This is a genomic window from Pseudoalteromonas sp. SWYJZ19 (genome assembly GCF_015864375.1).
In the GTDB taxonomy this organism is placed as follows: domain Bacteria; phylum Pseudomonadota; class Gammaproteobacteria; order Enterobacterales; family Alteromonadaceae; genus Pseudoalteromonas; species Pseudoalteromonas arctica.
The window spans coordinates 40,254-64,834 of record NZ_JADYXI010000022.1; the positions used below are offsets into that span (position 1 = coordinate 40,254).

26 protein-coding genes are annotated in these 24,581 nt (G+C 38.1%); 11 read left to right on the forward strand and 15 right to left on the reverse strand.

Going from position 1 to position 24,581, the window contains the following annotated elements; genetic code table 11:
• Positions 1 to 38: 38 nt before the first annotated feature.
• Positions 39 to 1,001: a zinc-binding dehydrogenase gene (locus I6F45_RS17910; RefSeq protein ID WP_165741243.1), complete on the forward strand. Its 963-nt coding sequence runs from the start codon at positions 39 to 41 to the stop codon at positions 999 to 1,001.
• Between the two features lie 62 nt (positions 1,002 to 1,063).
• Positions 1,064 to 1,315, forward strand: coding sequence for a DUF2999 family protein (locus tag I6F45_RS17915; protein WP_007582532.1), 252 nt, complete (start codon positions 1,064 to 1,066; stop codon positions 1,313 to 1,315).
• Positions 1,316 to 1,396: 81 nt separating this feature from the next.
• Here I6F45_RS17915 and I6F45_RS17920 read toward each other — a convergent pair whose 3' ends face one another.
• On the reverse strand, positions 1,397 to 1,897 hold the full coding sequence (locus tag I6F45_RS17920) for a fasciclin domain-containing protein (protein WP_165727380.1): 501 nt from the start codon (positions 1,895 to 1,897) through the stop codon (positions 1,397 to 1,399).
• 183 nt (positions 1,898 to 2,080) lie between these two features.
• On the opposite strand from I6F45_RS17920, the gene lepB reads away from it, so the two are divergent.
• On the forward strand, positions 2,081 to 2,731 hold the full coding sequence (gene lepB / locus I6F45_RS17925; RefSeq protein WP_165727381.1) for a signal peptidase I: 651 nt from the start codon (positions 2,081 to 2,083) through the stop codon (positions 2,729 to 2,731).
• A gap of 81 nt (positions 2,732 to 2,812) precedes the next feature.
• Here lepB and I6F45_RS17930 read toward each other — a convergent pair whose 3' ends face one another.
• Both I6F45_RS17930 and metG read right to left on the reverse strand, forming a co-directional pair.
• Positions 2,813 to 3,460, reverse strand: coding sequence for a bifunctional 4-hydroxy-2-oxoglutarate aldolase/2-dehydro-3-deoxy-phosphogluconate aldolase (locus tag I6F45_RS17930; RefSeq protein WP_165727382.1), 648 nt, complete (start codon positions 3,458 to 3,460; stop codon positions 2,813 to 2,815).
• 121 nt (positions 3,461 to 3,581) lie between these two features.
• Entirely contained in the window at positions 3,582 to 5,603 is a 2,022-nt protein-coding gene (metG, locus tag I6F45_RS17935; protein ID WP_007582537.1) for a methionine--tRNA ligase, read from the reverse strand.
• Positions 5,604 to 5,790: 187 nt separating this feature from the next.
• Between metG and apbC the strand changes: the two genes are divergently transcribed.
• On the forward strand, positions 5,791 to 6,867 hold the full coding sequence (apbC, locus tag I6F45_RS17940) for an iron-sulfur cluster carrier protein ApbC (protein WP_165741044.1): 1,077 nt from the start codon (positions 5,791 to 5,793) through the stop codon (positions 6,865 to 6,867).
• A 6-nt stretch (positions 6,868 to 6,873) separates the two neighbouring features.
• On the forward strand, positions 6,874 to 7,458 hold the full coding sequence (dcd, locus tag I6F45_RS17945) for a dCTP deaminase (protein WP_007582539.1): 585 nt from the start codon (positions 6,874 to 6,876) through the stop codon (positions 7,456 to 7,458).
• Positions 7,459 to 7,687: 229 nt separating this feature from the next.
• Here dcd and I6F45_RS17950 read toward each other — a convergent pair whose 3' ends face one another.
• Positions 7,688 to 8,611, reverse strand: a complete 924-nt coding sequence (locus I6F45_RS17950) for a GlxA family transcriptional regulator (RefSeq protein WP_166421413.1) — start codon at positions 8,609 to 8,611, stop codon at positions 7,688 to 7,690.
• Between the two features lie 99 nt (positions 8,612 to 8,710).
• Here I6F45_RS17950 and I6F45_RS17955 point away from each other — a divergent pair, with 99 nt between their 5' ends.
• The gene (locus I6F45_RS17955; protein ID WP_024592527.1) at positions 8,711 to 9,274 is read left to right on the forward strand and encodes a cysteine hydrolase family protein; all 564 of its coding nucleotides are present in this window, start codon (positions 8,711 to 8,713) and stop codon (positions 9,272 to 9,274) included.
• Positions 9,275 to 9,322: 48 nt separating this feature from the next.
• Here I6F45_RS17955 and I6F45_RS17960 read toward each other — a convergent pair whose 3' ends face one another.
• Positions 9,323 to 10,105: a CLCA_X family protein gene (locus I6F45_RS17960; RefSeq protein WP_197161482.1), complete on the reverse strand. Its 783-nt coding sequence runs from the start codon at positions 10,103 to 10,105 to the stop codon at positions 9,323 to 9,325.
• A 20-nt stretch (positions 10,106 to 10,125) separates the two neighbouring features.
• Positions 10,126 to 10,722, reverse strand: a complete 597-nt coding sequence (locus tag I6F45_RS17965; RefSeq protein ID WP_197161485.1) for a tRNA-uridine aminocarboxypropyltransferase — start codon at positions 10,720 to 10,722, stop codon at positions 10,126 to 10,128.
• A gap of 137 nt (positions 10,723 to 10,859) precedes the next feature.
• Here I6F45_RS17965 and I6F45_RS17970 point away from each other — a divergent pair, with 137 nt between their 5' ends.
• Both I6F45_RS17970 and I6F45_RS17975 read left to right on the forward strand, forming a co-directional pair.
• Entirely contained in the window at positions 10,860 to 11,204 is a 345-nt protein-coding gene (locus I6F45_RS17970; protein ID WP_007582543.1) for an Hpt domain-containing protein, read from the forward strand.
• 367 nt (positions 11,205 to 11,571) lie between these two features.
• Positions 11,572 to 12,789 carry a pyridoxal phosphate-dependent aminotransferase gene (locus I6F45_RS17975; RefSeq protein ID WP_024590435.1) on the forward strand — a complete coding sequence of 406 codons (1,218 nt, stop codon included), beginning with the start codon at positions 11,572 to 11,574 and terminating at the stop codon, positions 12,787 to 12,789.
• Between the two features lie 380 nt (positions 12,790 to 13,169).
• On the opposite strand, the gene I6F45_RS17980 is transcribed toward I6F45_RS17975, so the two are convergent.
• The 4 genes from I6F45_RS17980 to I6F45_RS17995 form a co-directional block, all read right to left on the reverse strand.
• Positions 13,170 to 13,637: a glycine zipper 2TM domain-containing protein gene (locus tag I6F45_RS17980; RefSeq protein ID WP_165740185.1), complete on the reverse strand. Its 468-nt coding sequence runs from the start codon at positions 13,635 to 13,637 to the stop codon at positions 13,170 to 13,172.
• A gap of 178 nt (positions 13,638 to 13,815) precedes the next feature.
• Positions 13,816 to 14,436 (reverse strand): penicillin-binding protein activator LpoB, encoded by a 621-nt coding sequence (gene lpoB, locus I6F45_RS17985; protein ID WP_007375407.1) that lies wholly within the window; start codon positions 14,434 to 14,436, stop codon positions 13,816 to 13,818.
• An 11-nt stretch (positions 14,437 to 14,447) separates the two neighbouring features.
• A complete protein-coding gene (locus tag I6F45_RS17990; RefSeq protein WP_007582549.1) occupies positions 14,448 to 14,873 on the reverse strand; it encodes a YcfL family protein in 426 nt (141 codons plus the stop codon).
• Between the two features lie 8 nt (positions 14,874 to 14,881).
• Positions 14,882 to 16,246, reverse strand: coding sequence for a COG3014 family protein (locus I6F45_RS17995; RefSeq protein WP_165727387.1), 1,365 nt, complete (start codon positions 16,244 to 16,246; stop codon positions 14,882 to 14,884).
• Positions 16,247 to 16,757: 511 nt separating this feature from the next.
• Between I6F45_RS17995 and I6F45_RS18000 the strand changes: the two genes are divergently transcribed.
• Positions 16,758 to 17,627: a DMT family transporter gene (locus tag I6F45_RS18000; RefSeq protein ID WP_197161488.1), complete on the forward strand. Its 870-nt coding sequence runs from the start codon at positions 16,758 to 16,760 to the stop codon at positions 17,625 to 17,627.
• Between the two features lie 19 nt (positions 17,628 to 17,646).
• Here the strand turns inward: I6F45_RS18000 and I6F45_RS18005 are convergent, their stop codons facing one another.
• From I6F45_RS18005 to I6F45_RS18015, 3 genes are read right to left on the reverse strand one after another with little or no spacing between them, the layout of a single operon-like run.
• The gene (locus I6F45_RS18005; RefSeq protein WP_197161491.1) at positions 17,647 to 18,333 is read right to left on the reverse strand and encodes a M15 family metallopeptidase; all 687 of its coding nucleotides are present in this window, start codon (positions 18,331 to 18,333) and stop codon (positions 17,647 to 17,649) included.
• Positions 18,333 to 19,463 carry a succinyl-diaminopimelate desuccinylase gene (gene dapE / locus I6F45_RS18010; protein ID WP_197161494.1) on the reverse strand — a complete coding sequence of 377 codons (1,131 nt, stop codon included), beginning with the start codon at positions 19,461 to 19,463 and terminating at the stop codon, positions 18,333 to 18,335. The genes I6F45_RS18005 and dapE overlap by 1 nt, the downstream gene beginning before the upstream one ends.
• Positions 19,463 to 19,837: an ArsC family reductase gene (locus I6F45_RS18015; RefSeq protein WP_197161496.1), complete on the reverse strand. Its 375-nt coding sequence runs from the start codon at positions 19,835 to 19,837 to the stop codon at positions 19,463 to 19,465. The genes dapE and I6F45_RS18015 overlap by 1 nt, the downstream gene beginning before the upstream one ends.
• Positions 19,838 to 19,864: 27 nt before the next feature.
• Here I6F45_RS18015 and I6F45_RS18020 point away from each other — a divergent pair, with 27 nt between their 5' ends.
• A complete protein-coding gene (locus I6F45_RS18020) occupies positions 19,865 to 21,559 on the forward strand; it encodes a recombinase family protein (protein ID WP_197161498.1) in 1,695 nt (564 codons plus the stop codon).
• 154 nt (positions 21,560 to 21,713) lie between these two features.
• Here I6F45_RS18020 and I6F45_RS18025 read toward each other — a convergent pair whose 3' ends face one another.
• Complete coding sequence (locus I6F45_RS18025; protein WP_197161501.1) at positions 21,714 to 22,655, reverse strand: hypothetical protein; 942 nt, start codon at positions 22,653 to 22,655, stop codon at positions 21,714 to 21,716.
• Entirely contained in the window at positions 22,652 to 23,191 is a 540-nt protein-coding gene (locus I6F45_RS18030; RefSeq protein WP_197161503.1) for a recombinase family protein, read from the reverse strand. The genes I6F45_RS18025 and I6F45_RS18030 overlap by 4 nt, the downstream gene beginning before the upstream one ends.
• Before the next feature lie 402 nt (positions 23,192 to 23,593).
• On the opposite strand from I6F45_RS18030, the gene I6F45_RS18035 reads away from it, so the two are divergent.
• Entirely contained in the window at positions 23,594 to 24,415 is an 822-nt protein-coding gene (locus tag I6F45_RS18035; protein WP_197161505.1) for an HNH endonuclease, read from the forward strand.
• Positions 24,416 to 24,581 lie beyond the last annotated feature (166 nt).

A 24,581-nucleotide genomic window follows, 5' to 3' on the forward strand; every position in this document is an offset into this window, starting at 1 on the left:
ATCTATATGTTATTACAGTTTTTAAACTTGGAGCGACAATGAAATATATTTCTCATGAAGATGGCAATCTTGCATTTAATAAAACCGAAAAACCGGTTTTAAAGAGCCATGAAGTACTCGTAAAAGTAGAAGCTATAGGTGTGAACCGTGCAGATAGCATGCAGCGTCAAGGAAAATACCCGGCTCCTGCGGGAGATAGTCCAATTTTAGGTTTAGAATGCGCTGGTGTTGTTAGTGATATTGGCGGTAAAGTTGATAGAGTTTGGCTTAATAAACGTGTTTTTACCTTGTGCTCAGGCGGCGCTTACAGTGAATATGTAGCCGTTGATGCAAAGCAGCTTATGGAATTACCCGATGATGTAACAATGGCAGAGGGGGCTGCAATAAGCGAAGTGTACCTAACAGCATTTGGCGCTTTATTTGAGCTTGGTAAATTGCAAAAAGGGCAAACAGCACTTATTCATGCAGGTGCTAGTGGTGTGGGCGGTGCAGCAATTCAAATGGCTAAAAGCGCAGGTGCAACCGTTGTTATTACTGCCGGTACGGATGATAAATGCCAACACGCAAAGGAACTCGGTGCCGATCATGCAATTAACTACAAAACCACTGACTTTGTAGAATACATGAAAGCAAATGAGTTAACAGCGAATGCAATTGTAGATCCTGTTTCGGGGAGTTACTTAAATAAAAATGCCGCTATTGCAGCGATGGATTGCCAAATTGTAATGCTTGCATTTTTAGATGGACGTTTTGCAGAAGTTGATTTTGCCGCGCTTTTACGCAAACGTATTTCGTTTCATGCCTCAACGCTTAGAAATCGTAGTATTGAGTTTAAACGCCAGGTGCGCGACGACTTTGTAGCGCGTTTTTACAATGATATTGCCACTAAAAAGTACGACTTTAACCTGTATAAAACATTGCCTTGGAGCGACGCAAACGAAGCTCATGCTATTTTAGAGCGTAATGAAAATGCTGGTAAAGTTGTTTTACTTGTAGAGTAACTCTTTAATTTTAGGGTTTAGCCCATATACTAAGCTCTATAAAAAACACTTAAGGTTTAATAATGAATCCAATACTAGCAATACTTAAAGAGCACAATGTAAGCGACGAAAAAGTAAAAGCATTGTTTGAAGCGTTTACTCAAAACCCAATGATGGCAATGGCGCTTGTTCAAGAGCTTGGTATTCCGCCAGAAAAACTACAGCAACTAATGGCAGTCGTAATGACTCAACCGCACCTTATTAAAGAAGCGACTGACGAACTTGGTTTAGATTTTGAAAAAGTAAAAGAAGCGAAAGAAAAACTAAATCAATAATTTTTTATGTGATGAAACAAAAATAAATAAAAGAGCATAAGTATTTACTTATGCTTTTTTATTTGACTTATTCTTTTATGACTACTCTTTTGGAAGTAGTACGGTGTCGATAACATGAATTACGCCGTTGCTTGCTTTTACATCAGCTTTTACAACTTTAGCATCATTTATCATTACGCCCATGCTGTCGGCTTTAACCATAACTGATTGGCCTTGTAGTGTTTTCGCACTGTCTACCTTCATTACATCGGCTCCCATCACTTTTCCAGACACTACGTGATAAGTTAATACCGCCGTTAGCTTGTCTTTGTTTTCAGGCTTGAGTAGCATTTCAACAGTGCCTTCAGGTAATTTAGAAAATGCAGCATCTGTTGGTGCAAAAATAGTAAATGGTCCTTTACCTTGCAGTGTTTCAACTAAACCTGCGGCTTTAACAGCAGCAACAAGAGTAGTGAACGAACCATTTTCAACGGCTACTTCAACAACGTCTTTTTTCATACCATGATGATCAGCATAAGCCATTGTAGTAAATCCAAGGCTTGCAGTTGTAAACAATAATGCAGTAGTAATTTTCTTAAACATTTTATTTTCCTTTAAGTTAATACCCGTTGGTTTCGTTAAATGTTACGACGCTCTAAATTTAATCGATCAATTAAAATTAGTAGTCAACATGTTTTGTTACATCATTGATTGAACTGCAGCTAGTTAGCAAAGTCATATAAATAGTTACTCAATTAAAGACTTGTTCAATTGAAGGGAATAGGCATGAAATTAGTTTATAAGTTTTGGAAAAATAACCGCTCTCTTATCGTATTTATTGCACTGATGAGCGTATTTAGAAGCGCTGTTGCCGATTGGTACGAAGTGCCAACAGGCTCAATGAAACCGACAATTCAAGAAGGTGACAGAATACTTACCGATAAAATGGCCTACGATATTCGCGTCCCATTTACGCACATAAAATTACTTAAATTAGCGGATCCACAAGCTGGTGATATTATTGTTTTTGACTCACAAGCTGCCGATAACCGTTTAATTAAACGTGTAATTGGTGTGCCAGGAGACACCGTTGCGCTTGAAAATAATGAGCTCATTATTAATGGTAAAAAACTTAATTATGCAGATCAGCGAAGCAACATAGACTCGCTTGATAAAATTGAAAATTTAAACGGATTAGAGCATTCGATAAGAGTGGCAAATATTCCTTCACGTTTATCGGGGTTTGATGCAATTACAATTCCTGATGATTATTACTTAGCAATGGGCGATAACCGCGACAATAGCGCTGACTCGCGTGTAATAGGTTTAATTCCGCGTAACGAGTTATTAGGAAAAGCAGAACGCGTTATAGTGTCACTTGATTACGATAATTATTACCTACCAAGAAAAGATCGCGTATTGAAAAAGCTGAATTAATTAGTAGTAATTAATTTTGTATAGCGCCCAATCAAATTTTATGAGCACACATTTGGCTATTTTATAAATAAAATAAACTGCCTATTTAGGCAGTTTACTTATATAGTTTTTTACAAGCTTGGTAAGGTGGCTACGCTCTTGTTCGGTATTTAATACCTTACAAAAATCGCCACTTACTGCCGCGCCACAAGCACCTGCTTCAAACCATTGTGATAAATTATCTAAATTCACACCACCAACAGGTATTAATTGTGCTTCTGAAAATGGACCTGTTAATGCTTTAAAGTAACCAACGCCCATACTGCCCGCAGGAAATACCTTAATAATATCTGCCTTATATTCAATTGCATTTGCTACATCGGTAGGTGTTAGCGCGCCCATTAATACCGGCAACCCGTGCTGGTGGGCAAGTTCGACAACCGATTTGTTGGTATTTGGCGTTACAATAAACTGCGCGCCTGCATCAATTGCTTGCTGAGCAAGGGTGGTGTTAATTATTGTGCCTGCACCAATAAGTGCGTTTTTATGAGCTGCGCGTGCTTTTGTTATTTCTTGCTCAAAGCCAGGCGTGTTTGAAGTGATTTCGAGTGCGTTTATGCCTGCATTAACTAAGCAATCAATTAATGGAGCTACGTCGCTTTGTTGTTTTAAGCGTAAGATTGCGAGTAACTTATATTGCTTGATTAGCGCACTGGTATTTAGTCTTTGGGTATCAAGGTTGCTGGTCATGGTTGTTGATCTAAAAAATATTTTAATACACTGATATTATTTAAATAATGCTTATAAAGCAAATAGGGAAGCCCATAAAAAAACCGCTGATGTATCAGCGGTTTTTATTGTATGAGTAATATTACATTACGCGCATACCAGGCTCTGAGCCGTCATCTGGGTTAAGAATATAAATTTCTTTTCCGCCAGGACCTGCTGCTAATACCATGCCCTCAGACATACCAAAGCGCATTTTACGAGGCTTAAGGTTAGCGACCATAACGGTTAACTTACCTTCGAGATCCTCTGGTGCGTAAGCTGATTTAATACCTGCAAACACTTGGCGAGTTTCGCCGCCTAAATCAAGTGTTAGCTTAAGTAGTTTATCAGCGCCTTCTACGTGCTCTGCTTTAGCAATTTTAGCTACGCGTAAGTCTACTTTTGCAAAGTCATCAAATTCTATTTCGTCGCTAATCGGCTCTTTTGCAAGTGGGCTGTTAGGGTCAATAGTTACTTTTGGCGCTAAGCTTTCTTTAGATTCTTCAACCATTTTATTTACTTTATCCATTTCAACACGCTGCATTAACGGTTTAAATTTATTGATAGGGTGGCTTACGAGAGCATTTTGAACGCCGTCCCATGCAAGGTCGTCATTTAAAAATGCTTGTACGTTGTCGGCCATTTCTGGTAGCACTGGTTTTAAGTAAGTAATTAAAACGCGGAACAAGTTAAGACCAAGAGAACACACTTCGTGTGCTTCTTGTTGCTTAGTTTCGTCTTTAATTAATACCCAAGGTGCTGCGCCATCAATAAATTGGTTTGCTTTGTCGGCAAGCGCCATTATTTCGCGAATTGCGCGGCTGTAATCGCGGTTCTCATAGTGTGTTGTAATGCTAGGTGCAGCCGCTTGAAACTCTGCTAACAGCTCTGGTTGCATAATAGTGCTGCTTAGCTTGCCATCAAACTTTTTAGTAATAAAGCCAGCACAACGGCTCGCTATGTTTACTACTTTACCTACTAGGTCTGAATTTACGCGTTGTGCAAAGTCTTCTAGGTTTAAATCAAGATCAACAATACCGCTGCTTAATTTTGCTGCGTAGTAGTAACGTAAGTACTCTGGGTTTAAGTTATCTAAATAAGTACGCGCTTTAATAAACGTACCCTTTGATTTAGACATTTTTTCGCCATTTACAGTAACAAAACCATGAGCGAATACGTTAGTTGGCTTTCTAAAATTAGCGCCTTCTAACATTGCTGGCCAAAATAAGCTGTGGAAATAAATGATGTCTTTACCAATAAAGTGATAAAGCTCAGCGTCTGAACCTTCAGCCCAAAACTCATCAAAGTTGATGCCTTTTTTATCACATAGGTTTTTAAAGCTCGCCATGTAACCAATAGGTGCATCTAACCAAACGTAAAAATATTTGCCCGGTGCATTTGGAATTTCAAAACCAAAGTAAGGCGCATCACGGCTAATATCCCACTGCTGCAGGCCATCGGTAAACCATTCGTCTAGCTTGTTAGCCATTTCTTGTTGAATAGTGCCCGAGTGTAACCACTCTTTTAGCATGCCTTCAAATGCTGGCAGGTCAAAAAAGTAATGTTCAGAATCTTTAAGTACAGGCTCTGCACCTGACATTACAGAACGCGGATTAATGAGTTCGGTAGGGCTGTATGTAGCACCACACGAATCACAACTGTCGCCGTTTTGGTTTTCAGATTTACACGTTGGGCAAGTACCAGTTACAAAACGATCGGGTAAGAAAATACCTTTTTCTGGATCGAATAATTGCGAAATAGTGTGCTTTTTAATATGACCGGCATCGTTTAGGCGGTTATAAATAAGTTCGCTTAATTCTTTGTTTTCTTGGCTATGCGTGCTGTGGTAGTTATCAAATTTGATATTAAAGTCAGCGAAGTCGCGTTGGCGCTCTATGCTCACTTGTTTTACCATTTCTTCAGGCGTGATCCCTTGCTTTTGCGCATTAAGCATAATTGGCGTGCCGTGGGCATCGTCTGCGCAAACATAATAAGCTTCGTGGCCCTGTAGTTTTTGAAAACGTGACCAAATATCAGTTTGAATATATTCCAATAAATGACCTAGGTGAGTAGGGCCATTTGCATAAGGTAATGCGCTGGTAATCAGGATCTTTCGCTGCGTCATAATCATTCCGAATTGAGGATAAAACGCCGTTTTTATTATACAAACGGCAATTATCATTAATTTATCTACAAGCTATCTGCTTAGAGTGCGCACAGCTTATGGATTTTTATTAATTGACTGGTGTTAATGCCCTGAATGTTACATAATTCCGTGGCACTTTTCATCAAAGAAACGCTATTTAATTGCTATGTTTGGACTGTCGAAACTATTCTCTTCTAAATCGGTGCAAAAACAACCGATTATTACTGCCTTAGCGGCATATCGTAGTGCGGCTTTTGCCGTCGGTATTGACGAAAGCTTCATTAATACTATTACTCAAAATGACGATAAATCACTACAAATCAAATTAACTCTGCCATTTGCTGGGCAATCAGAAATGCCTTTAGTTGAGCAACACGTATGTGAAAGCTTAAATGTGCCTGTAACTATTAGCGCCAAGGTTATCATTAAAGAGGCGGCTAAGTTTAAAGCGATTAAACATATTGTACTTATTGCCTCAGGCAAAGGTGGGGTAGGTAAGTCGACTACTGCTGTTAACTTGGCAGGCGCGCTTAAAAATGAAGGCGCAAAGGTGGGTATTTTAGATGCTGACATTTATGGCCCATCTATCCCAATGCTTTTAGGATTAGTGGGCGCAGAGCCCGTCACTAAAGATAACAAACAGCTACAGCCTTTTGATGCCAATGGCATTAAAGCGCAGTCAATTGGCTTTTTAGTCCCAAGCGATGATGCCACCGTATGGCGCGGGCCAATGGCTTCAGGCGCGCTTAGCCAATTGCTTAACGAGACTGATTGGGGCGAGCTTGATTACTTAATTGTAGATATGCCACCGGGCACTGGTGATATTCAACTTACAATGAGCCAAAAAGTACCAGCGAGCGGCACTGTTATTGTCACTACGCCGCAAGACTTAGCCCTTGCCGATGCGCAAAAAGGCATTGCCATGTTTAATAAAGTAAACGTGCCAGTGCTGGGCTTAATTGAAAACATGAGTTATTACATTTGCAGCCATTGCGGCGAAGCTAACCACGTATTTGGTAAAGACGGCGCACAAAAACTTGCGCACAAGCACGGCGTACCCGTACTTAGTCATATTCCTCTTGCAATAGATATACGCGAGTATTCTGAGCAAGGAAAACTTATTGCCAACGATAACGACGCGGCAATAAGCAAAACATACAGCGCAGCAGCGAGGCTTATAGCCAGCACGCTTTATTATCAACAGCATCACAATGCGATTGAAATTGTGATTACAGAAGATTAGTAAATAATGAGACTTTCAGACACACATATTAATGAATACCTAAGCGATGGTCGCATTGTTATTGAGCCTGCGCCAACAAGTGACATGATTTCAGGCGTAACTGCCGATTTGCGATTAGGTAATAAATTCAGAACTTTTAATGCACACAACGCGGCATACGTCGATTTAAGTGGTCCAAAAGATCAGCTAAATAAAGCCATGGAATCAATCATGAGTGAAGAAATAGTGCTTGATGAAGGTGAAGCATTCTTTTTACACCCAGGTGAACTTGCACTTGCTATAACACACGAAAAAGTAACTCTGCCAGCAGACATAGTAGGCTGGTTAGATGGACGCTCATCGCTTGCGCGTTTAGGTTTAATGGTGCATGTAACTGCGCACCGAATAGATCCAGGCTGGAGCGGTAATATTGTTTTAGAGTTTTACAACTCAGGTAAATTACCACTCGCGCTTCGCCCACTGATGAAAATTGGGGCTATGAGCTTTGAAATGCTATCGGGCCCGTGTGAAAACCCATACAACATCCGTAAAGATGCAAAATATAAAGATCAAAACAGTGCAGTAGCAAGTCGTATTAGTGACGATAAGTAACCACTAAATAAAGCTTTTATTCGTCCATTTTATGAAGCGCATAACCCAGTAGTGCAAAATACTGGTTAAGCGCTTCATTTGCTTTATTAAGTGGGTGCAACAAGTTTGCTAAGTATAAAGATGAAAGCTTTATACCTTTAATTCAATATTTACAATAATAGCCATTTATTTTAATAGTGAAGTGAGAATACAACGGTAATTAATGATTCTTCCCTTTGGTACTATCTATTCAAACAAATCTTTCTTTAAACGCCGTAGGGCTTAATCCGATTATCTTAATAAATACTTTGCGAAAACTGTTTACATCGTCATAGCCAATATTCAGAGCCACTCGCTCAAAACTGTGAGTGGTCGATTCTAATAGCTCACATGCCTTTTGCACTCTTATTTTTTGAATATACTGTATCGGCTTTAATGTTGTGGCATGGGTAAATTGTCGAAGAAATGTTCGCTCGCTCATACAGGCCAAAGCTGCTAGTACAGAAACATTCAGTGTTTTACTATAATTTGCTTGAATGAAATGCTGAACTAGTAATATTTGTTTATTCCCGTGATTAAGTTTTGGCGAAAAACTACCGTAATAGCGTTGTTCTCTTCTACCCGTATCAACGATAAGAAACTTTCCAAGTGTACGCATAACGTGTGGTTTTGTGAATTGAGCCACGATTTCTAGCCCTAGATCAATCCATGACATCAGCCCACCTGCGCTAATAATATCACCGTCATTAATTAGTAAACTTTCAATCTCAAGAGATACTTTAGGGAATGCCTCATGAAATTCATCAGCTAATTGCCAATGTGTTGTAGCAACACGATTATTTAATAAGCCTGTTTTGGCAAGTATAAATGCACCAGCGCAAGCAGAGCATAATATAGTCCCTTTTTGATGAGCCTCGTTGAGGTATTGCAACAACTTGGGTTGAGGCGTGAAGAAATAATCACCATCTAAGTTTGGTGGGAGAATAATAATATCATTTTGGCTCATCCCATCTAAATCTATATCGGGCTGAATGACCTTTACAGAGAACTGAACTTCAAGCTGGCTTTCTATAACTATCCTGTTTGCCAAAAAAAATAACTCTTTAAAGCCTTGTACTGCACTTTGTAGGGCGTTGGGGTAGTCGATAATTGTGATCTGAACATGCTTTGTCATTTTTAAACTGATTTATGGCTATTTCGCCATCGGTGTAATGAGTTGATGTTTTGCATAATAGTCTCAACAGATAACCTAAACAACATAAGAGAGATTATTATGTCTAACATAGCATTACTACTTATTGATTTACAAAACGATTATTACTCTACATTCGAAGGAGCTAAATGGCCTCTGTCTGGAACTGAAAAAGCCTCAGAAAATGCAGCAATACTACTAGCTCAATTTCGTGATAATGGTATGCCTGTAGTTCATGTTCGTCATGAGTTTCCTTCTGACGAGGCTCCGTTCTTTGTGCCTAACTCTGATGGTGCGAAAATCCATCCTACGGTTACTCCAATTGAAGGTGAGCCGGTCGTTTTAAAGCATCAAATAAATAGTTTTCGCGATACAGATTTACAAAGAGTACTAGAAGAGCTCAACGTTGAAAGGTTGATTATTGTTGGTGCTATGAGCCATATGTGTATTGATGCTGTCACTCGTGCTGCAGTAGATTTTGGCTATGAATGTCATGTAGCACATGATGCTTGTGCTACATTAGATCTTGAATTTAATGGGGTGGTAGTATCTGCACATAATGTTCATCATGCATTTATGGCTGCATTGAGCTTTGGTTATTGTAATGTTCAGAGCACAGACAAATTACTAGATTTAGTTCGCTAACCATTAGTACAGGTAATGGTTTAGCTAAGCATCACTTTAAGAGCTGATTTAATCCATTTTATGAAGCGCATAACCCAGTAGTTCAAAGTACTGGTTAAGCGCTTCATTTGCTTTATTAATATGCCCAATATTTGGGTATATTAAATTACTACTTTGTAAGCCCCCCACTAAAAAGCTATTTTTTATATTTGAATGCTGCTCAATACAGGCTTCAAAACACCGTGCTGCAAGCTCTTCTGGCATGCTCATATAATTCATATTGTGGGCTTTATCGTGTTCTATACACGTTTGTACAAAGTTATTTGCATCAACGCCGTGCTCATCTAAAAATACATGTTTATAAAAACTGTTCAAAGCATTATTAAGTGGATGCGATAAATTAGGCGTGTTTGAAAGCCATAATTTTGAGGCAAAACCAAATCGTGGTTTTGCTGCAAATAAATGCTCACTTATGTGATGGTCAAATGCATGAAACCATTCATGAGCAAGTGCGCCACCGCCTGCATTTTTTGCAAGAGCAAGCGTTTGAGAAGCTGCATTATAATGTGCTTGCACACCTTTTTGTCCGCCATGACCAAATGCAAAATTAAGTTTGCCACGAAGACCAATCGCTTTAGGCGGTAAATGCAGTATTTGTGCAAGGTCTGCCAGTGCATCGTAAATTAAATTAGCGCTAATATAGCGCTCTTCTTTGGTTACCCATTTACCAACGACCATTGATCTAAAACCAAAGGTGTCTCTTATATCGCTAAAATCGACTTGGTCGTCAAAGCGATATTCGGGGCCTTGGCGAGTAAAGCCACGTTTTAGTCTGTTTGGGTAACTACGCATTTAAGTTTATGGCACCGTATTTAATCTAAGTAACGTGCTTTTACGTGCTTGGGCATGTGTTGGGTTTGTTTTTGTATTAATTCATCAAGCACATTATAAAGTGGAGCAGGGTCTAGCAGCTCTATAAGCAGTAAACTGTGCGCTACGGCTTCAAGTGTTGAAAGACTGTCGGCCCGAGGAGCTTTGCGAATAGCATAACGGTTTTTAGGCAATTGTTTAAAGCTGACCGTTTTGAACTGATTTAGTAATGGAGTGAGCTGTAAAACTTTATAAGCTTTTTTCCATGTACCATCAACTACTATTAAGTGGGTAATGTTATTTATACTTGCTTGCTCAGCGTTGTCGTCTAAATTTATAGCATTTTCGTTAGGGTAGAGTAAAACAGTAGAGCTCACTGGTAGTGTTTTAAGAATAGAAAAGTCATCATTATTTTCACCTTTGATTATTTGGCAATCAGTTAGGCATAAATTAAGTAGCTTAGCGGTATTTTTTGCTATTTTTTCTTCGCTTGGGTGCTGTAGAATAATAACCGTAACTTTGTTGTTTATGTTTGTAATTGCGCTGCAAATACAGGTGTTTAGTGCAAAGTTACAATGAATACAAAGTGTGCGTGCCATTTAATAAACTTTTTGTTGCCAGTATGATCTTCATAATTATACATTTATAAGGTAATTAAGTTGGTTTTTTTTACGCATCAATATAAAGTAGTACTATTAAACTGTAATTTACATGGATTGTTTTAAGGGCTTAAAATATGACAGAAATAAATATTGATACATCAGCATTAGAGAGTATGGAATCGTTATTGGGTGAGCAGTTTGCTGATACACTTGATTTTTGCTGCTCGGAGTTTGAGCGTTTAGGCTCTGAAGTTTTAGCAACCATTGGAAAAGACAGAGAAGCGGCGATTCGTCATTCTCATAGCTTAAAATCTAACGCTGCTCAGTTTGGTGCTTCAAGCCTTGCTGAAGTATCTCGCGTTATTGAACAAAATTTAAACCTAGATAACTTAGCTGAAGCCATCGACGCATCTAATAGCTTAATGGCTCAAGTAACAGGCTCTCAAGCTAAGCTAAATGAATGGTTAGCATCTCGTTAATTATTGAAACTGAAACGTGAATTTATTTCAGTATTAAGCGTTTAAATAGGCTGGCATTTTACGCCTTTACTAGGTTAGTCTAAAGACTCACTAGGGCGTGTTGATCTTTCGGGATTGAATTTGCAACGAGTGTTTGGTTTTTAGGTTAGGCAGAGCCTATGCAGTGTGGTTTTTCCACATAAATAGGCGATAACAACACATAAAATCCAAACACGCATTGCCCAGAGGGTTCTTCCTAGGGGCTATTTTTTCTTTGTTACTCAATTTTTACTTAGCCCACTAGGTTACAAATCTCGCGCCGCGATTAAATCGCCCCTAGGTTGAACAAATTTAATCCATAAAGTCAATACGCCCTAAAGAGGTAAAAATGTCTGATATTAAAAAGAGTCACAAATTAGAAGGTGTATGTTATGACATTCGTGGGCCGGTTTTAGCGCAAGCTAAAAAAATGGAAGACGAAGGTCAAAAAGTATTAAAATTGAATATAGGTAATCCGGCTGCTTTTGGTTTTGATATGCCAGAAGATATGCACCGAGATATTATCCGCAACTTATATTCAGCCCAAGGTTACTGTGACTCTAAAGGCCTCTATTCAGCCCGCGTGGCTATTTATCAGCACTACCAACAACGTGGATTACATAATTTAGATGTAGATAACATTTATATTGGTAATGGCGTAAGCGAACTTATTCAGATGATCACCCAAGCGCTATTAAATAATGGTGACGAAGTGCTTATTCCTGCTCCAGATTATCCACTTTGGACTGCTTCGGTCACGTTATCGGGTGGTAATCCGGTACATTATTTATGTGATGAAGAGCAAGATTGGTTTCCGGACATTGCCGATATAAAAAGTAAAATCACGTCTAAAACTAAAGCTCTGGTATTAATTAATCCTAATAATCCTACTGGTGCGGTTTACAGTGATGATTTGTTAATGCAATTAATTGATATAGCGCGTGAACATAAACTGCTGTTATTGAGCGATGAAATTTACGAAAAGATTTTATACGATGGTATAACGCATACTTCAATCGGCTCACTTTGCGACGATGTGCCTATTATTACTTTTAATGGTTTAGCTAAAACCTACCGTGCAGCGGGGCTGAGAATGGGGTGGATGGTTCTAAGTGGTCGTACCTCGGTAATGGATGATTTACGCAAAGGCCTAGAAATACTTTCATCTATGCGTTTGTGCGCAAATGTACCTGCACAGTATGCGATTCAACAGGCTTTGGGCGGCGTGCAATCAATTGATAGTCTAATAAACCCGGGTGGGCGCTTATATGAGCAGCGTGATATTGCATGGCGTGGATTAAATGATATTGAAGGCATTAGTTGTAAAAAACCTAAAGGCGCGCTCTATGCATTTGCCAAAGTAGATACAGCACTTTTTAACGTCAAAGATGATGAAAAGATGATGTACGATTTACTAAAAGCCGAAAAAATATTACTTGTGCATGGCAGGGCGTTTAATTGGCCCGAGCCGGATCATTTTAGGTTGGTATTTTTACCAAGCAAAGATGATTTATCCGATGCGATGTTAAAAATGAAGCGCTTTTTTAAAGATTATCGCCAAGTATAGTTATTAAAAAATAATAAAAAAACGAGCCAAATTTGGCTCGTTTTTTACTTTAGTCATGAATATATTAACAGGGCGTGTTGATCTTTGTGGATTGAAATTTGTTCAATCTAGGGGCGATTAAATCGCGAAGCGAGGTTTGTAACCTAGTGGGCTAAGTAAAAACCGAGCAAAGCTTCCGCGTCCTGCTCACGCCCCTTACCTACATCCATGTAGGCAACAAAGAGTTAATTGCCGCTAGGCAGAACCCTTCGGGCAGCGCATGTTTGGCATTTATGCTGCGTTATCGCCTATTTATAGGGAAAAACCACATTTCATAGGCTCTGCCTTGTCTAAATACCAAACATTCTGCTGCAAATTCAACCACCAAAGTTCAGCACGGCCTAGTACGCTTTATCTACACGCACTGTGTTGTCGTTCAAGTACACTAATCTTACGTTATCGCCTTTGCTAAAACGCATTGATTGGTCCTGATCTTGAACAACCATAAACTGGTCGCCATTTTCAACTTGTATTAATAACTCTACAAAGTGATTTTGCTGATAATGACTTTGCTGCTGCCTATTATGTGCAACACTGCCGCCAATTACCGAACCTAATATTGTTGCTACTGTACGGCCGCTACCACCACCAAACTGGTTGCCTACTACGCCGCCGAGTAATGCACCACCAAAGGTTTGCCAGCCGTTGTTTTTGTCTTGAATGATTTCTTGCTCGGTAATATTGCGTACCGATTTTACGCCACCAAATAAAACTTGCTGCACAGGGACTGCTTTATTGCGCTCGTATTTAGCAAACGTAGGCGCGCTTATTGTAAGTAAAGCGCATATAATTACAGTAATTGCTTTCATAACTTGCTCCTTTTATACCAACCTGCATAAATCTTTGATCAATTTAACGAATTAAATTGCGCTATAACGTCGTTAAAAATTTTTTATTTAGAACAACTAAATACAAAAATTTTTGCCTAGTACTAGCGTAATTTTCTTAACGTTAAATAGACCCCATATATAAGCAGATTGGTATTGGCTACCAGCCAAAGGTTGATTTTTCTTTAGTTTTACGAATTTCAGTTTCGTCTGCCCACTCAACTAGGCCGCTTTCCATATCCATTAAACGCATTGTAAATTTGTAGTATACGTCTGATTTATCGGCATTTGATTTAACGATGCTTGATAAGTTTCCGTATAACATATATTGCGCACCAATTTGTTTACCAAATGCAACGGCTGTTGCAGGGTTAACAAGAGCATCTTCATTTTGAAACGTTAATTGCTCACGTACTGACTCAACACGGGTCATATCTACAAAACGGAACTTACCGCTGCGTAGCATTTGTGTTGAGATTGAATCGGTGATTGATTCTGTATCAATGTGCTCGCTGGTTTTATTTTTAATACGCTCAACAAATACTACAGGGCGTTTATTAGCGGTCATTGTGCCAACAACAGGTGAGCTGAGTAATGAGTCGGTCATTTGGCTCGCTACTTTTTGTAAGTCGGTAGAACCAAAATTAATATCTGTTGTTTCTACTGCTTGTGCATCGCCATAACTTACTACGGCTTTATTAGCACAGCCACTTAATACTAAAGCGCTCAAGCCAACTAAAGCGTAAGTTGATGCTGTTTTAAATTTGTTACTGATGATCATGGTTGTTTCCTTTAATCTTTAAATTCTTGTGATTCGGTAGACACTTCTCTTACTGCTAAAGAAAAGGTAACCGCATCAGAGCTAGGTGCTAAGCCCGGTAATTGTGTTTTTGCAAAACCAAATAAGGTGAGTGCTTGCCAAGGTGAATGATTGCCTTTAATAACAAAGCCGTCTTTATCAAACCAATTAAATTGATACTGCAAATACTGTGATTTTTTATACTGGCTCGAAAGTGTCACTACTACATCGGTTAACTGGTTGGTTTGACGTGTTTTAACATCAGTAATGGCCAGCTTTTTACCGAGCTCTGGATTATCTACACGTAATTGCTCATTAAACTGATTTTTATTTTGTTCAACGGAAATACCCGATGTAACCGGTTTACTGGAACATGCACTGAGCATTAAGACTGCTAATAATGGCGCTATGTATTTCATGATGGCTCCTAAAGTTGAACTACGTGGTAATTAAAGTAGTTATTAACGGAGGTTAAGTAAATTAACGTTAACCCTTGCTTACTAACGGTAAAATTTATAGGTGCTTGTGTGCCTATATGCAGAGAATGCTCACCTGTATTTAGGCTTTGCCTTGCAACACTTATTTGATTTGGAAGTGTAAGCCAGCTACGTGTATCAGCTTGCTCAGACGCCAAATTATAAATATTAGCAAGTATGTTACCTACATCACCGGCACTGCGAGCAAGTTCTGCACGCACTTTCTCTTTAGCTACTAATCTGAGTACTTGGCGAGCTACTTTTGCAGGTATTTGATCTTCTAATGTTTTTGCTGCAAGTGCTTCAATGTGTACTAATGGGCTCAGCTCTATGCTTTGTGCATCTATGTTTATATTATTAAGGCGGCGCACATAGGCATTATCTTTATACACTGGCATTGCAAGGCTGTAAAAGCGTGCATCGCCGCGTGATGAATAAATTGGTAAGCGCAGTTTAAATTCATCTTGTTTTGGTACTAAGCCTTGTTCAAATAAAACAATTACTTCGCCTTGCGTTGCAGAAATTGTGGGTGCATCACTAAAACGTTTTTTAAATTCACTTAGGTCTTGGTCAAACCCTTGTTTTTTAGCAAGGCGCATTACGTCCTGCTGTAAATAAATATTGTTAGGTTGTATAGCCAGTGCTTTTTTATAATCAATATAAGCATCGTCATACTGTTTAGCACTTTGATAAAGCAAAGCAGATAAATAAAATGTGTAGGCATTTTGAAAGCCATTTTTTACATCTCTGGTTACATTGCCCATGCTAGGGTAGTGCTGCTGCGCTTCTTTAACTGTTGAGTCGCCATCTGTTTTATTTTCGCTTAGTGCATCAACTTGTACTTTATTAGCGCGGCGAATTTCGACCAAAGCGCCTTCTACATCATTTTTATACACGTAGTTAAGTGCTTTATAACTATGAAGCATACTCATTTCGTAAGCCGGTGGCACATAAGTTATGGCTGAGTCGTTAGTAAATAACGCATTGCTTTGCTCAAGCCCCGCACTTACTTGTATTTTGGCGGCTTCACGTTTTTTTTGCATTTGCGTATACACGTTCTCAAATTTACCTTGTGCCTCTTGTGGCATATTGGCTAAGTCGTTTAAGCGAGCTTGCTCAAGTTGGTTGAGTAAGTAGCTGCTGTGCATGGTGCTATTATCGGCAATAAGGGATTGCGCTTCTTCGATATTGTTTTTCTCGATCGCATTTCTTATTGGTGTCATTTGCGTGGCATAGTCATTAAATAGGTCATTAAAGCCCATTGTGCTACACCCACTTAAAATACAACAAAAGCTTAAAATTATACTTAGGCGCACTGCGCACTCCTCTAAATTCACCTGTATACATTAACATATTATTTTTAGCTAAATGTGTGAAATATTGTAAAAAATCGTAGAGTAAAACTGCCTGCTAATAAAGAAATATAAAATGACATTGGTGAACAAAGTGTGAATTTTCTTGTTGGGTAACAATATTGAAATACTTAAGGTACTTTATTGGTCTTATTGAATACAATGATCCCTAAAGCGTAATGATAAATGAATTTTTTAAATGAAGTAATTGCTATTCACTAAGTCGTATACGAAAAATACTAAAAGGATATCTTGTGTTGTAGACACCGTATTTTGCAAATGCGGCTAAGATTTTAGTATAAATAATCTAATTTATTAAAACTAAATACTCCCTTTGCACAGTTATACCAATCCTGTTTAAATGTGCTGCTCAGTAAGCGGTTTTATAGGCGCTTATGACAATGTTTTTAGCTTAGTAGGTTAATTAATTAATTGAAATAACGCTGTAATTTGTTTTTATTGCTAAGGAATTTTTTTGAAAGCTACGTTGTACACAATAATTGCTTTAATTGCGTTTGCTGCAAACTCTCTTTTTTGCAGAATGGCTTTAGCCGAAGGCTATATAGATGCTTGGAACTTTACAGTTATTCGCTTACTCAGTGGTGCTGCGTGTTTGGGCATTATAATGGCTATTTATACTCATAATTTAAAACGAAAAGGCACTTTTAACCCCGCTATTTTAAGCGATAAAGGAAGCTGGCGAAGCAGTATAAGCCTATTAGTTTATGCACTTTGTTTTTCGATTGCATACGTAGAGCTGGATACAGGCACCGGTGCACTGATTTTGTTTTCAGCCGTGCAACTCACTATGATTGGCTGGGGTATATATCAAAAAGAGCAGTTGAGTGTGCTTCAGTGGTGCGCGTTTATAGTGGCGCTAGGTGGGTTTGTATATTTAATGCTGCCATCTGCTGCTGTACCTTCATTATTAGGTGCATCACTTATGGCACTCAGTGGTGTGGCATGGGGTATTTACAGTATTCGCGGTAAAGTGTGCGTATCGCCACTGCGTACTACGGGGTTTAACTTTATAAGAAGCTTAGTGGCTATCCCTGTTTTATTACTTGTTGGTATGAGTTATTTAAAAAATATGAGTATTGAAGGGGTTTTGCTTGCATGTGCCTCGGGTGCGATAGCGTCTGGAATTGGTTACAGTGTTTGGTATGTGGCTATGCCACTGCTTAAAAGTACCCAAGCTGCTGTTGTGCAGCTTTGTGTACCTGTACTTGCAGCCTTGGCCGGGGTCTTGTTTTTATCAGAGAAGGTCACAATGGAATTTATTGTAGCAAGCTCATTAATATTAGGCGCTGTGCTGGTATTTATCTTAAATAAAAAGAAGGTGTGATACCACTTAAACAAGTTCTTTATGGCGGACTAACGTTCGTTACAAAGCGTGTATAAATAGCGGGTAAGTTATCAAGTATTGCCTGCTTACCCTGTAGTTCACTGTTTTTTATGCATTCAAAAAGTACTTGTTCACTAAGCTTATTCACTAATAATTGCGATTGCTTAATATGGCTTATATGCCAAAGCTCAGGTGCGACACCACCTAAATCATGCTGGTAAGGGCGATAAAAGCCAAATTTATCTAAGTTAGTATCAAGCCAATTACTTAAAGGTGCAAACGGCCCACCTTGCTGGTATTCATCAGGTGTTAGCTGTAGTTTATAATCATTACTTACCGCAGCTTTATCAAACACATCTAAATCGGTGCCTAAATGGTGCCTGCTTGCCCCAGGTAGTGCAGAGTAGAGCATTATCGCCATACACTTATCACTATCGCTTAGCTTAGTTAAATCTACAATCTCTTGCTGTTTATCAAAAACAGGTCGAATACCTAAAAACTTATTATTCCAAATAATTGATTGACGATTAAAGTCACGAAAGCTAGAGGCAATAGTAAGCTCAAATCCCGCTTTTTGTGCTGCACTTTGCAGCGCTAAAAAGTCGCTGATAATAGCGCTGTGCAAGCGATGATTTTGTTTATCAGTTAAATGTGTATCACTTTGCCCTGTGATACACATTATTGGTGTTGGTTTAGTTACATCCATTATGCTAAAAGTTGCTCTAATATTTGCTCGTAAATGTCGGTAAGGGCTATTAAATCATCGGTACTTACGCATTCATCTACTTTATGGATAGTGGCGTTACGTGGTCCAAGCTCAATTACTTTAGCCCCTGTTTGTGCAATAAAACGACCATCTGATGTGCCGCCGGTAGTTTCTAGATTAGTGGTTAAACCGGTTACTGATTTAATAGCTGTAACAGTGGCATCAACAAGCGGCCCGTGCTCGGTAATAAAAGGTAAGCCATTTACTATCCAACTTAATTCATAATTTAAGTTATGCTTTTGTAGAATGTCATTTACACGCTGTTGGAGTTGCTCATGTGTTACTTGCGTGCTAAATCTAAAGTTAAACTGTACTTCTAGATCACCCGGGATCACGTTACCAGCACCTGTGCCGCCATTAATATTCGAAATTTGAAAGCTGGTAGCAGGGAAGTATTCATTTCCGTTATCCCACACAGTTTGGCTAAGCTCAGTAAGGGCAGGCGTTGCTAGATGAATTGGGTTTTGTGCTAAATGTGGGTAGGCGACATGACCTTGTACGCCTTTAACCGTTAGGTAAGCGGTAAGTGAACCTCTTCGGCCATTTTTAACCACATCACCGAGTACATCGCGTGATGATGGCTCGCCTACAAGGCACATATCAATTTTTTCACCGCGTGCTTCTAATGTATCAATTACGCGAGTAGTCCCGTTTACAAACGGGCCTTCTTCGTCAGAAGTAATTAAAAAAGAAATCGAACCTTTATGATCAGGATTTTTAGTAACAAAGCGCTCGGTTGCTACAAGCATTGCAGCTAACGAGCCTTTCATATCGGCAGCCCCACGCCCATGTAATAGGCCATCTTTTATTAATCCTGAAAACGGCGGATGTTGCCAATTTTTTTCAGGACCTGTTGGTACAACGTCGGTGTGACCAGCAAAACAAAAGTGCGGCGATTGTGTGCCTTTTCGAGCCCAAGTATTAAGTGTGTCGGTAAAAAATAATGATTCTATATTAAAACCAACCGCAGCAAGGCGATCGTTCATCATTTGTTGGCAGCCAGCATCTTCGGGCGTTACCGATTCACGTTGGATTAGCGCTTGGGCGAGTTGAATTACGTCATTAGTCATTATTTAAAAATCTCGTCGTATTGGGCTGCTTTAAAACCTAAATGGTAACTGCCATTGTTTACCAGTACTGGACGTTTGATCATGGCAGGTTGTTCAACCAACAATGGGATAGCACTTTCTTTAGTTAGACTCTGTTTTTGCTCATCAGTTAATGCGCGATAAGTTGTTCCACGTTTATTAACGATTTGTTCCCAATCGAGCTTGTCTGCAAATTCACTCACCATTTGCTCATTTACACCATCTTTGCGGTAGTCATGAAACGTAAATTCGATGTTGTTATCAGTTAAATGTTTTTTAGCTTTTTTTATCGTATCGCATATGCTGGGACTTAAACCATATAGAATGGTATGATTCTTACTGGCTTTAATGGTCATATTTTTAATATCTAATTAGGAGTTTATATGTCTATTAAAGCATATTCATATCAGAGATTCAGTAGTTTTCGGCAACAAGGCGGGGACTCCTTGCGTAGGCAAATGGCGCTAGCTAACGAGTATGCGAGTAATCATGAGTTGGACCTTCAGACTCTATGCTTAGCTGATAAGGGGGTAAGTGCATTTAGGGGAGATAACGTAACTTCAGGCGCATTGGGGGAGTTCATAAAGCTTGTAAATATAGGAGAAATAGCCAAAGGGAGTTATTTACTGGTTGAAAGTTTAGACCGTTTGAGCCGTGAGTCAGTTATGGCAGCTTTAAGGAAGTTTCTTGATATTATAGACCTAGGAATAGTTATTGTTACCCTATCAGATAACTCGATTTATCGGGCTTCAGATATGGATATGATTAAATTAATCGTTTCAATAACAATTATGAGCCGAGCTCATGAAGAGTCAGCAATCAAGAGCATGCGTTCTAAAGCTGTTTGGAGTAATAATAAGAGATTAGCTCGTGATGAAGGTAAAGTTATTACTAATAGCAATTATCCAGCATGGATGAAGAGAGAAGGGGAGGGTTTTTCACTTATAGAAGCTCATGTTGAAGTTATAAAAATGATATTCAATCTATCAGACTCTGGTCTTGGATATATGAAAATAGCAGAATATCTTAATAGACAAAATATACCAACGTTTCAGAATAACTCAACTTGGGTTCCTAATGGTCTTAATAACATTTTGACTAATAAAGCCGTTCTAGGAGAGTACCAGCCACATATTATGATTGATAATCAACGTATAGTTGATGGCGAGGCTATTAAGAGTTATTACCCTAAGGTGATAGATACTGCATTATTTCTAAGGGTACAAAAAGGAATTGCAAGCAGAAATCAACGAGGCTCAGGTTACAGGAAAGGTAAGTTTTCAAATTTATTTATAGGGCTTATCAAATGTGATTGCGGTAGTGCGATGATATTAGGTAGTCAAAATAAAGTTAATCAGTCTAGTTATTTAAAATGCCCTAAATCAGAGTGTAAAGGCAGTATAAGGTATCAATATGCTGAACCTCAGATGTTAATTGCTCTTAGTCACATACAGTCTGTAATTGAGAAGTATAGAGAGCCTGACAGTAATGAATTGGCTGCATGTACTATGGAGCTCAGTGCTAAGGAGCAATTGCTAGAACAAGTCTCAGCAGATTATGAGGCATCCCCCTCTCGAGTAATTGCTAAAAAGTTATCGGCTATCGAAAGTGAAATAAATAACTTGCGCGATGATTGCTCTAAACTTGAAATACAGGCTTCAATTCGGCAACAGCAAGACATCATGTTGTTAAACCTTGAAAGTTTACATACACCTGAAGAGAGATGTGCTTTTAATGCTAAATTAAGGTTGTTGATTTCACATATCGAAGTTGTGGACTGCGAAGGCGACTATAAAGCTATGGTTTATTATTCAACTGATGGCATAGCTGTGTTAGAACAGCAATTTAAAGTGTTTTATCGAGGGTTAACAAGTGAGGTATATGAAATGGATGGTACAAAGCTTTTAGAAACCACTAGCAATATACCACATATATTAACTAGCCATCACGAGGAGTCTGTAATTGATAAAACTAACTTTGCATCGGTTATGAATAATGATGATATATCTAGTGTTAAATTTGAAAAGCTCAAAGCTGGTGGATTTATTAAAACTACATCTAATTATCGCAGCGATTGAGTTGTTGAATGTCTATAGAAACGACCCTGTGAAAAAAAGGGGTCAAAACAATAAAACCCACCCTAAAGACATCTTTTTGGGTGGGTTTTTTATTTCTCATAAGGCTATACCTTAAATGAGTTTTCATATTTTATTATCTTTTTATTATTTAACTCTATCTTATTAGTGAGCTTTCATATTTTATTATCTTTTTATTATTTAACTCTATCTTATTAGTGAGTTTTAGGATGTTCATATCTCTAGCGTTTTCTCTATTTTTTAATTTCCTTATCTGAGCTTCTACTTCTATTTCTCTTCCTTCATACAAATCAGTAGTATTAGTGTTATAAGGGAGTGTATACGAGTCCATATTATAGTAATCAAAAGGTGTATTTACTAAGGTTGAAAAGTTTGATGAATTAATAAATTTAGGGTTATTACTACCTATATTTATAGAAGAACTCTCAATAAAAACTTGTCTGCCTAACATAATGATTTTTTCATACATTAAAGATTGTAAATCTTGATTATCTAAACAATATCTTAGCGATACTTTACATTCTATTTTATTCTCTTTTATAAGATGGTTACTATATTTTTGATAGTCATACCAATCAGTTGGAGTCAGAATTTGTGCTATGAATCCAGGAGCTTCAGAAGCATTTTGCATTGATTCTATGGCATAAACTTTGGCTCTTATAATTTCAATAGGTTTAACCTTCTTTAACTCAAATTTTAATTTTTTCAACTTTTCAATCATAAGAATATGATGCTGGTTTTCCTCTTCCAAATCTAAGATAAGATCATTAATATTATCTAGCTCTATTTCTTTTTCAACTAGCTTTAGGGCTTCAATGGTTTTTGGGTTAGTTGATACACTTCTAATTACTTCAAGTCCATATTTACTTACCAATTTATAAATAAAGTCGACTTGATGCTCATCTGCTCGTTCGCAGTTAAGTTCATTGGTAATATTACGGTCAAAAATAGGCGGAAGAATAATCTTTTCATTGTTTGCTACTAACTTTTCATGAAGAGTGTTTTTGTCAAAACATCCAGTTATAGGTGCAATTAAGATTGTTACAAATATACTGCTCATTCGAAGAAGTTTTTTCAATTTTGGTACATCCTGTATATACTTGACAGACTAATTCCTAGTTTTTCAGCCGCTCTTGATTTAGTCATGCCTGATTTTAAAAGCTCCGCGACTTGGGCTTGCTTTGCTCTTGCTGTTGGTTTCCTTCCTTTATACTTACCTTTTTCTTTTGCTAAAGCAATACCTTCTGATTGTCGCTCTAGTAACAATTGCCTTTCAAAAGTTGCTATGGCACCAATTAAAGTAATCATTAGACGGCCTGTTGGGCTGGCAGTATCTATACCAAGATTAAGAACATTTAAAGAAACCCCTTTGGTGTCTAATAACTCTACGACCTCTAATAAATGTTTTGTATTTCGAGCTAAACGGCACAGCTTAGTTACTTTAATAGTGTCACCCTCTCTAACGTATTCTAACATCCGTATGAGCTCCTCACGTACTGTAGAAGCGCCGCTTTGCTTCTCTTGGAATACGATTTCGCAATCACTCAATGCATTTAATTGTACTTCTAAATTTTGCCCAGTAGTACTAACGCGAGCATATCCAACAACTGCCATAGTGATATTCCTTAATTGTTACTTTGATTTTAAATGTTTTAGTAAATTTATAAGTAGTGAAATAAGCGCTGCTCTTAAAATTTTTTGAACTAGACTTTTTAATTTCATGGCTAATTATACCCTTTATTATCATTACCTTACTTATAACCGTGTATGTCTTTAATATTGATTTCTATATTCCAAATGTTGCTTTTAAGTTCATAGCTGTTCAAAACGATTAAAATATTAGGGTCAGCTAATTAAACAAGGAGGAAGTATGCAGACAAATAGAATTACGCGTATTAAACGCAAGGAGATAATTGCTTTAAGAGATAAGAATCTAACTCATGCTTTAATCGCAGAGAAAGTAAATTGTCATAGAAACACAGTTGGCAAAGTTTTGAAGCAGGAGGGCTTAGTATAATGATTTACGGTGACTTTAAAGAATATATCAAAGGTAGAGATAATAGTATTCGATTTACTTTTCTAAATGGTTATGGAAAACATAAAAAAAAGATAGTTATTACTACTTTCAAGTTAGAACCTGTCGCAGAAGTTTATCTTAATGATAATATCTTTATGCTGATTGATGCATGTGATTTAAGATTATTAGAATCAAACCCTTACATAGCGCATAAAAGGAATGATGGAAAGTTGTGTGGGAGAGCTAATGGTTCTAGTCGCGAGTATATTCATCGAACTATATTAAGATTTAGGTTAAGTGAAAAGTATCAAGTTGACCATATCAACCATAACCCACTTGATAACCGTGTTAGTAATCTCAGAGAGTGTTCCGCGCAGCAGAATAACATATCCAAAAGAAATAGTAGGGTCAATGGGATTGTAAATACGGGTTTTTATGGTGTAGTCCATGTAAACGAGCTATATGACCATCAGCCAGCAGTTTATAAGGTGAGGCATCCTTTACATGGAACTTATGAAAAAACATTTTCGTGTGATTGTGAGGCTGCTCAATATAGAGATAAAGTGATTTCAGAGTACTTTCTGGGGGAATATAATGAAGGCGAATGGCCAACAATGAACTTCATACAATGGAATCATGATACTAGGAGTAATATGCTTATTGAAGAAGAAGCTATCGAATATGATTGCTGTATGAGAGAGGCATCACAAGAGGCACTAGAGTATAGCTTTATATGGCTTAATAAGCATAGTTGGGCAGAGCCTTTTCTCCAGCGCTATTACGAAAAATATGGGTTTTATAAAGATGGAGATGATGAGTAAAGTACAGCCTATATATCCCTACCCACCATACTCTCTGTATATATATATGAATATTACTATTTAAAATGTAACAATGTCGCAAGCAGGCTCAAGGTATTGAATTAAAAGGTTTTTTGTTGCAACATTTGTGGAACATTTGTGCAACTTTGCAACATTTTATCTATTT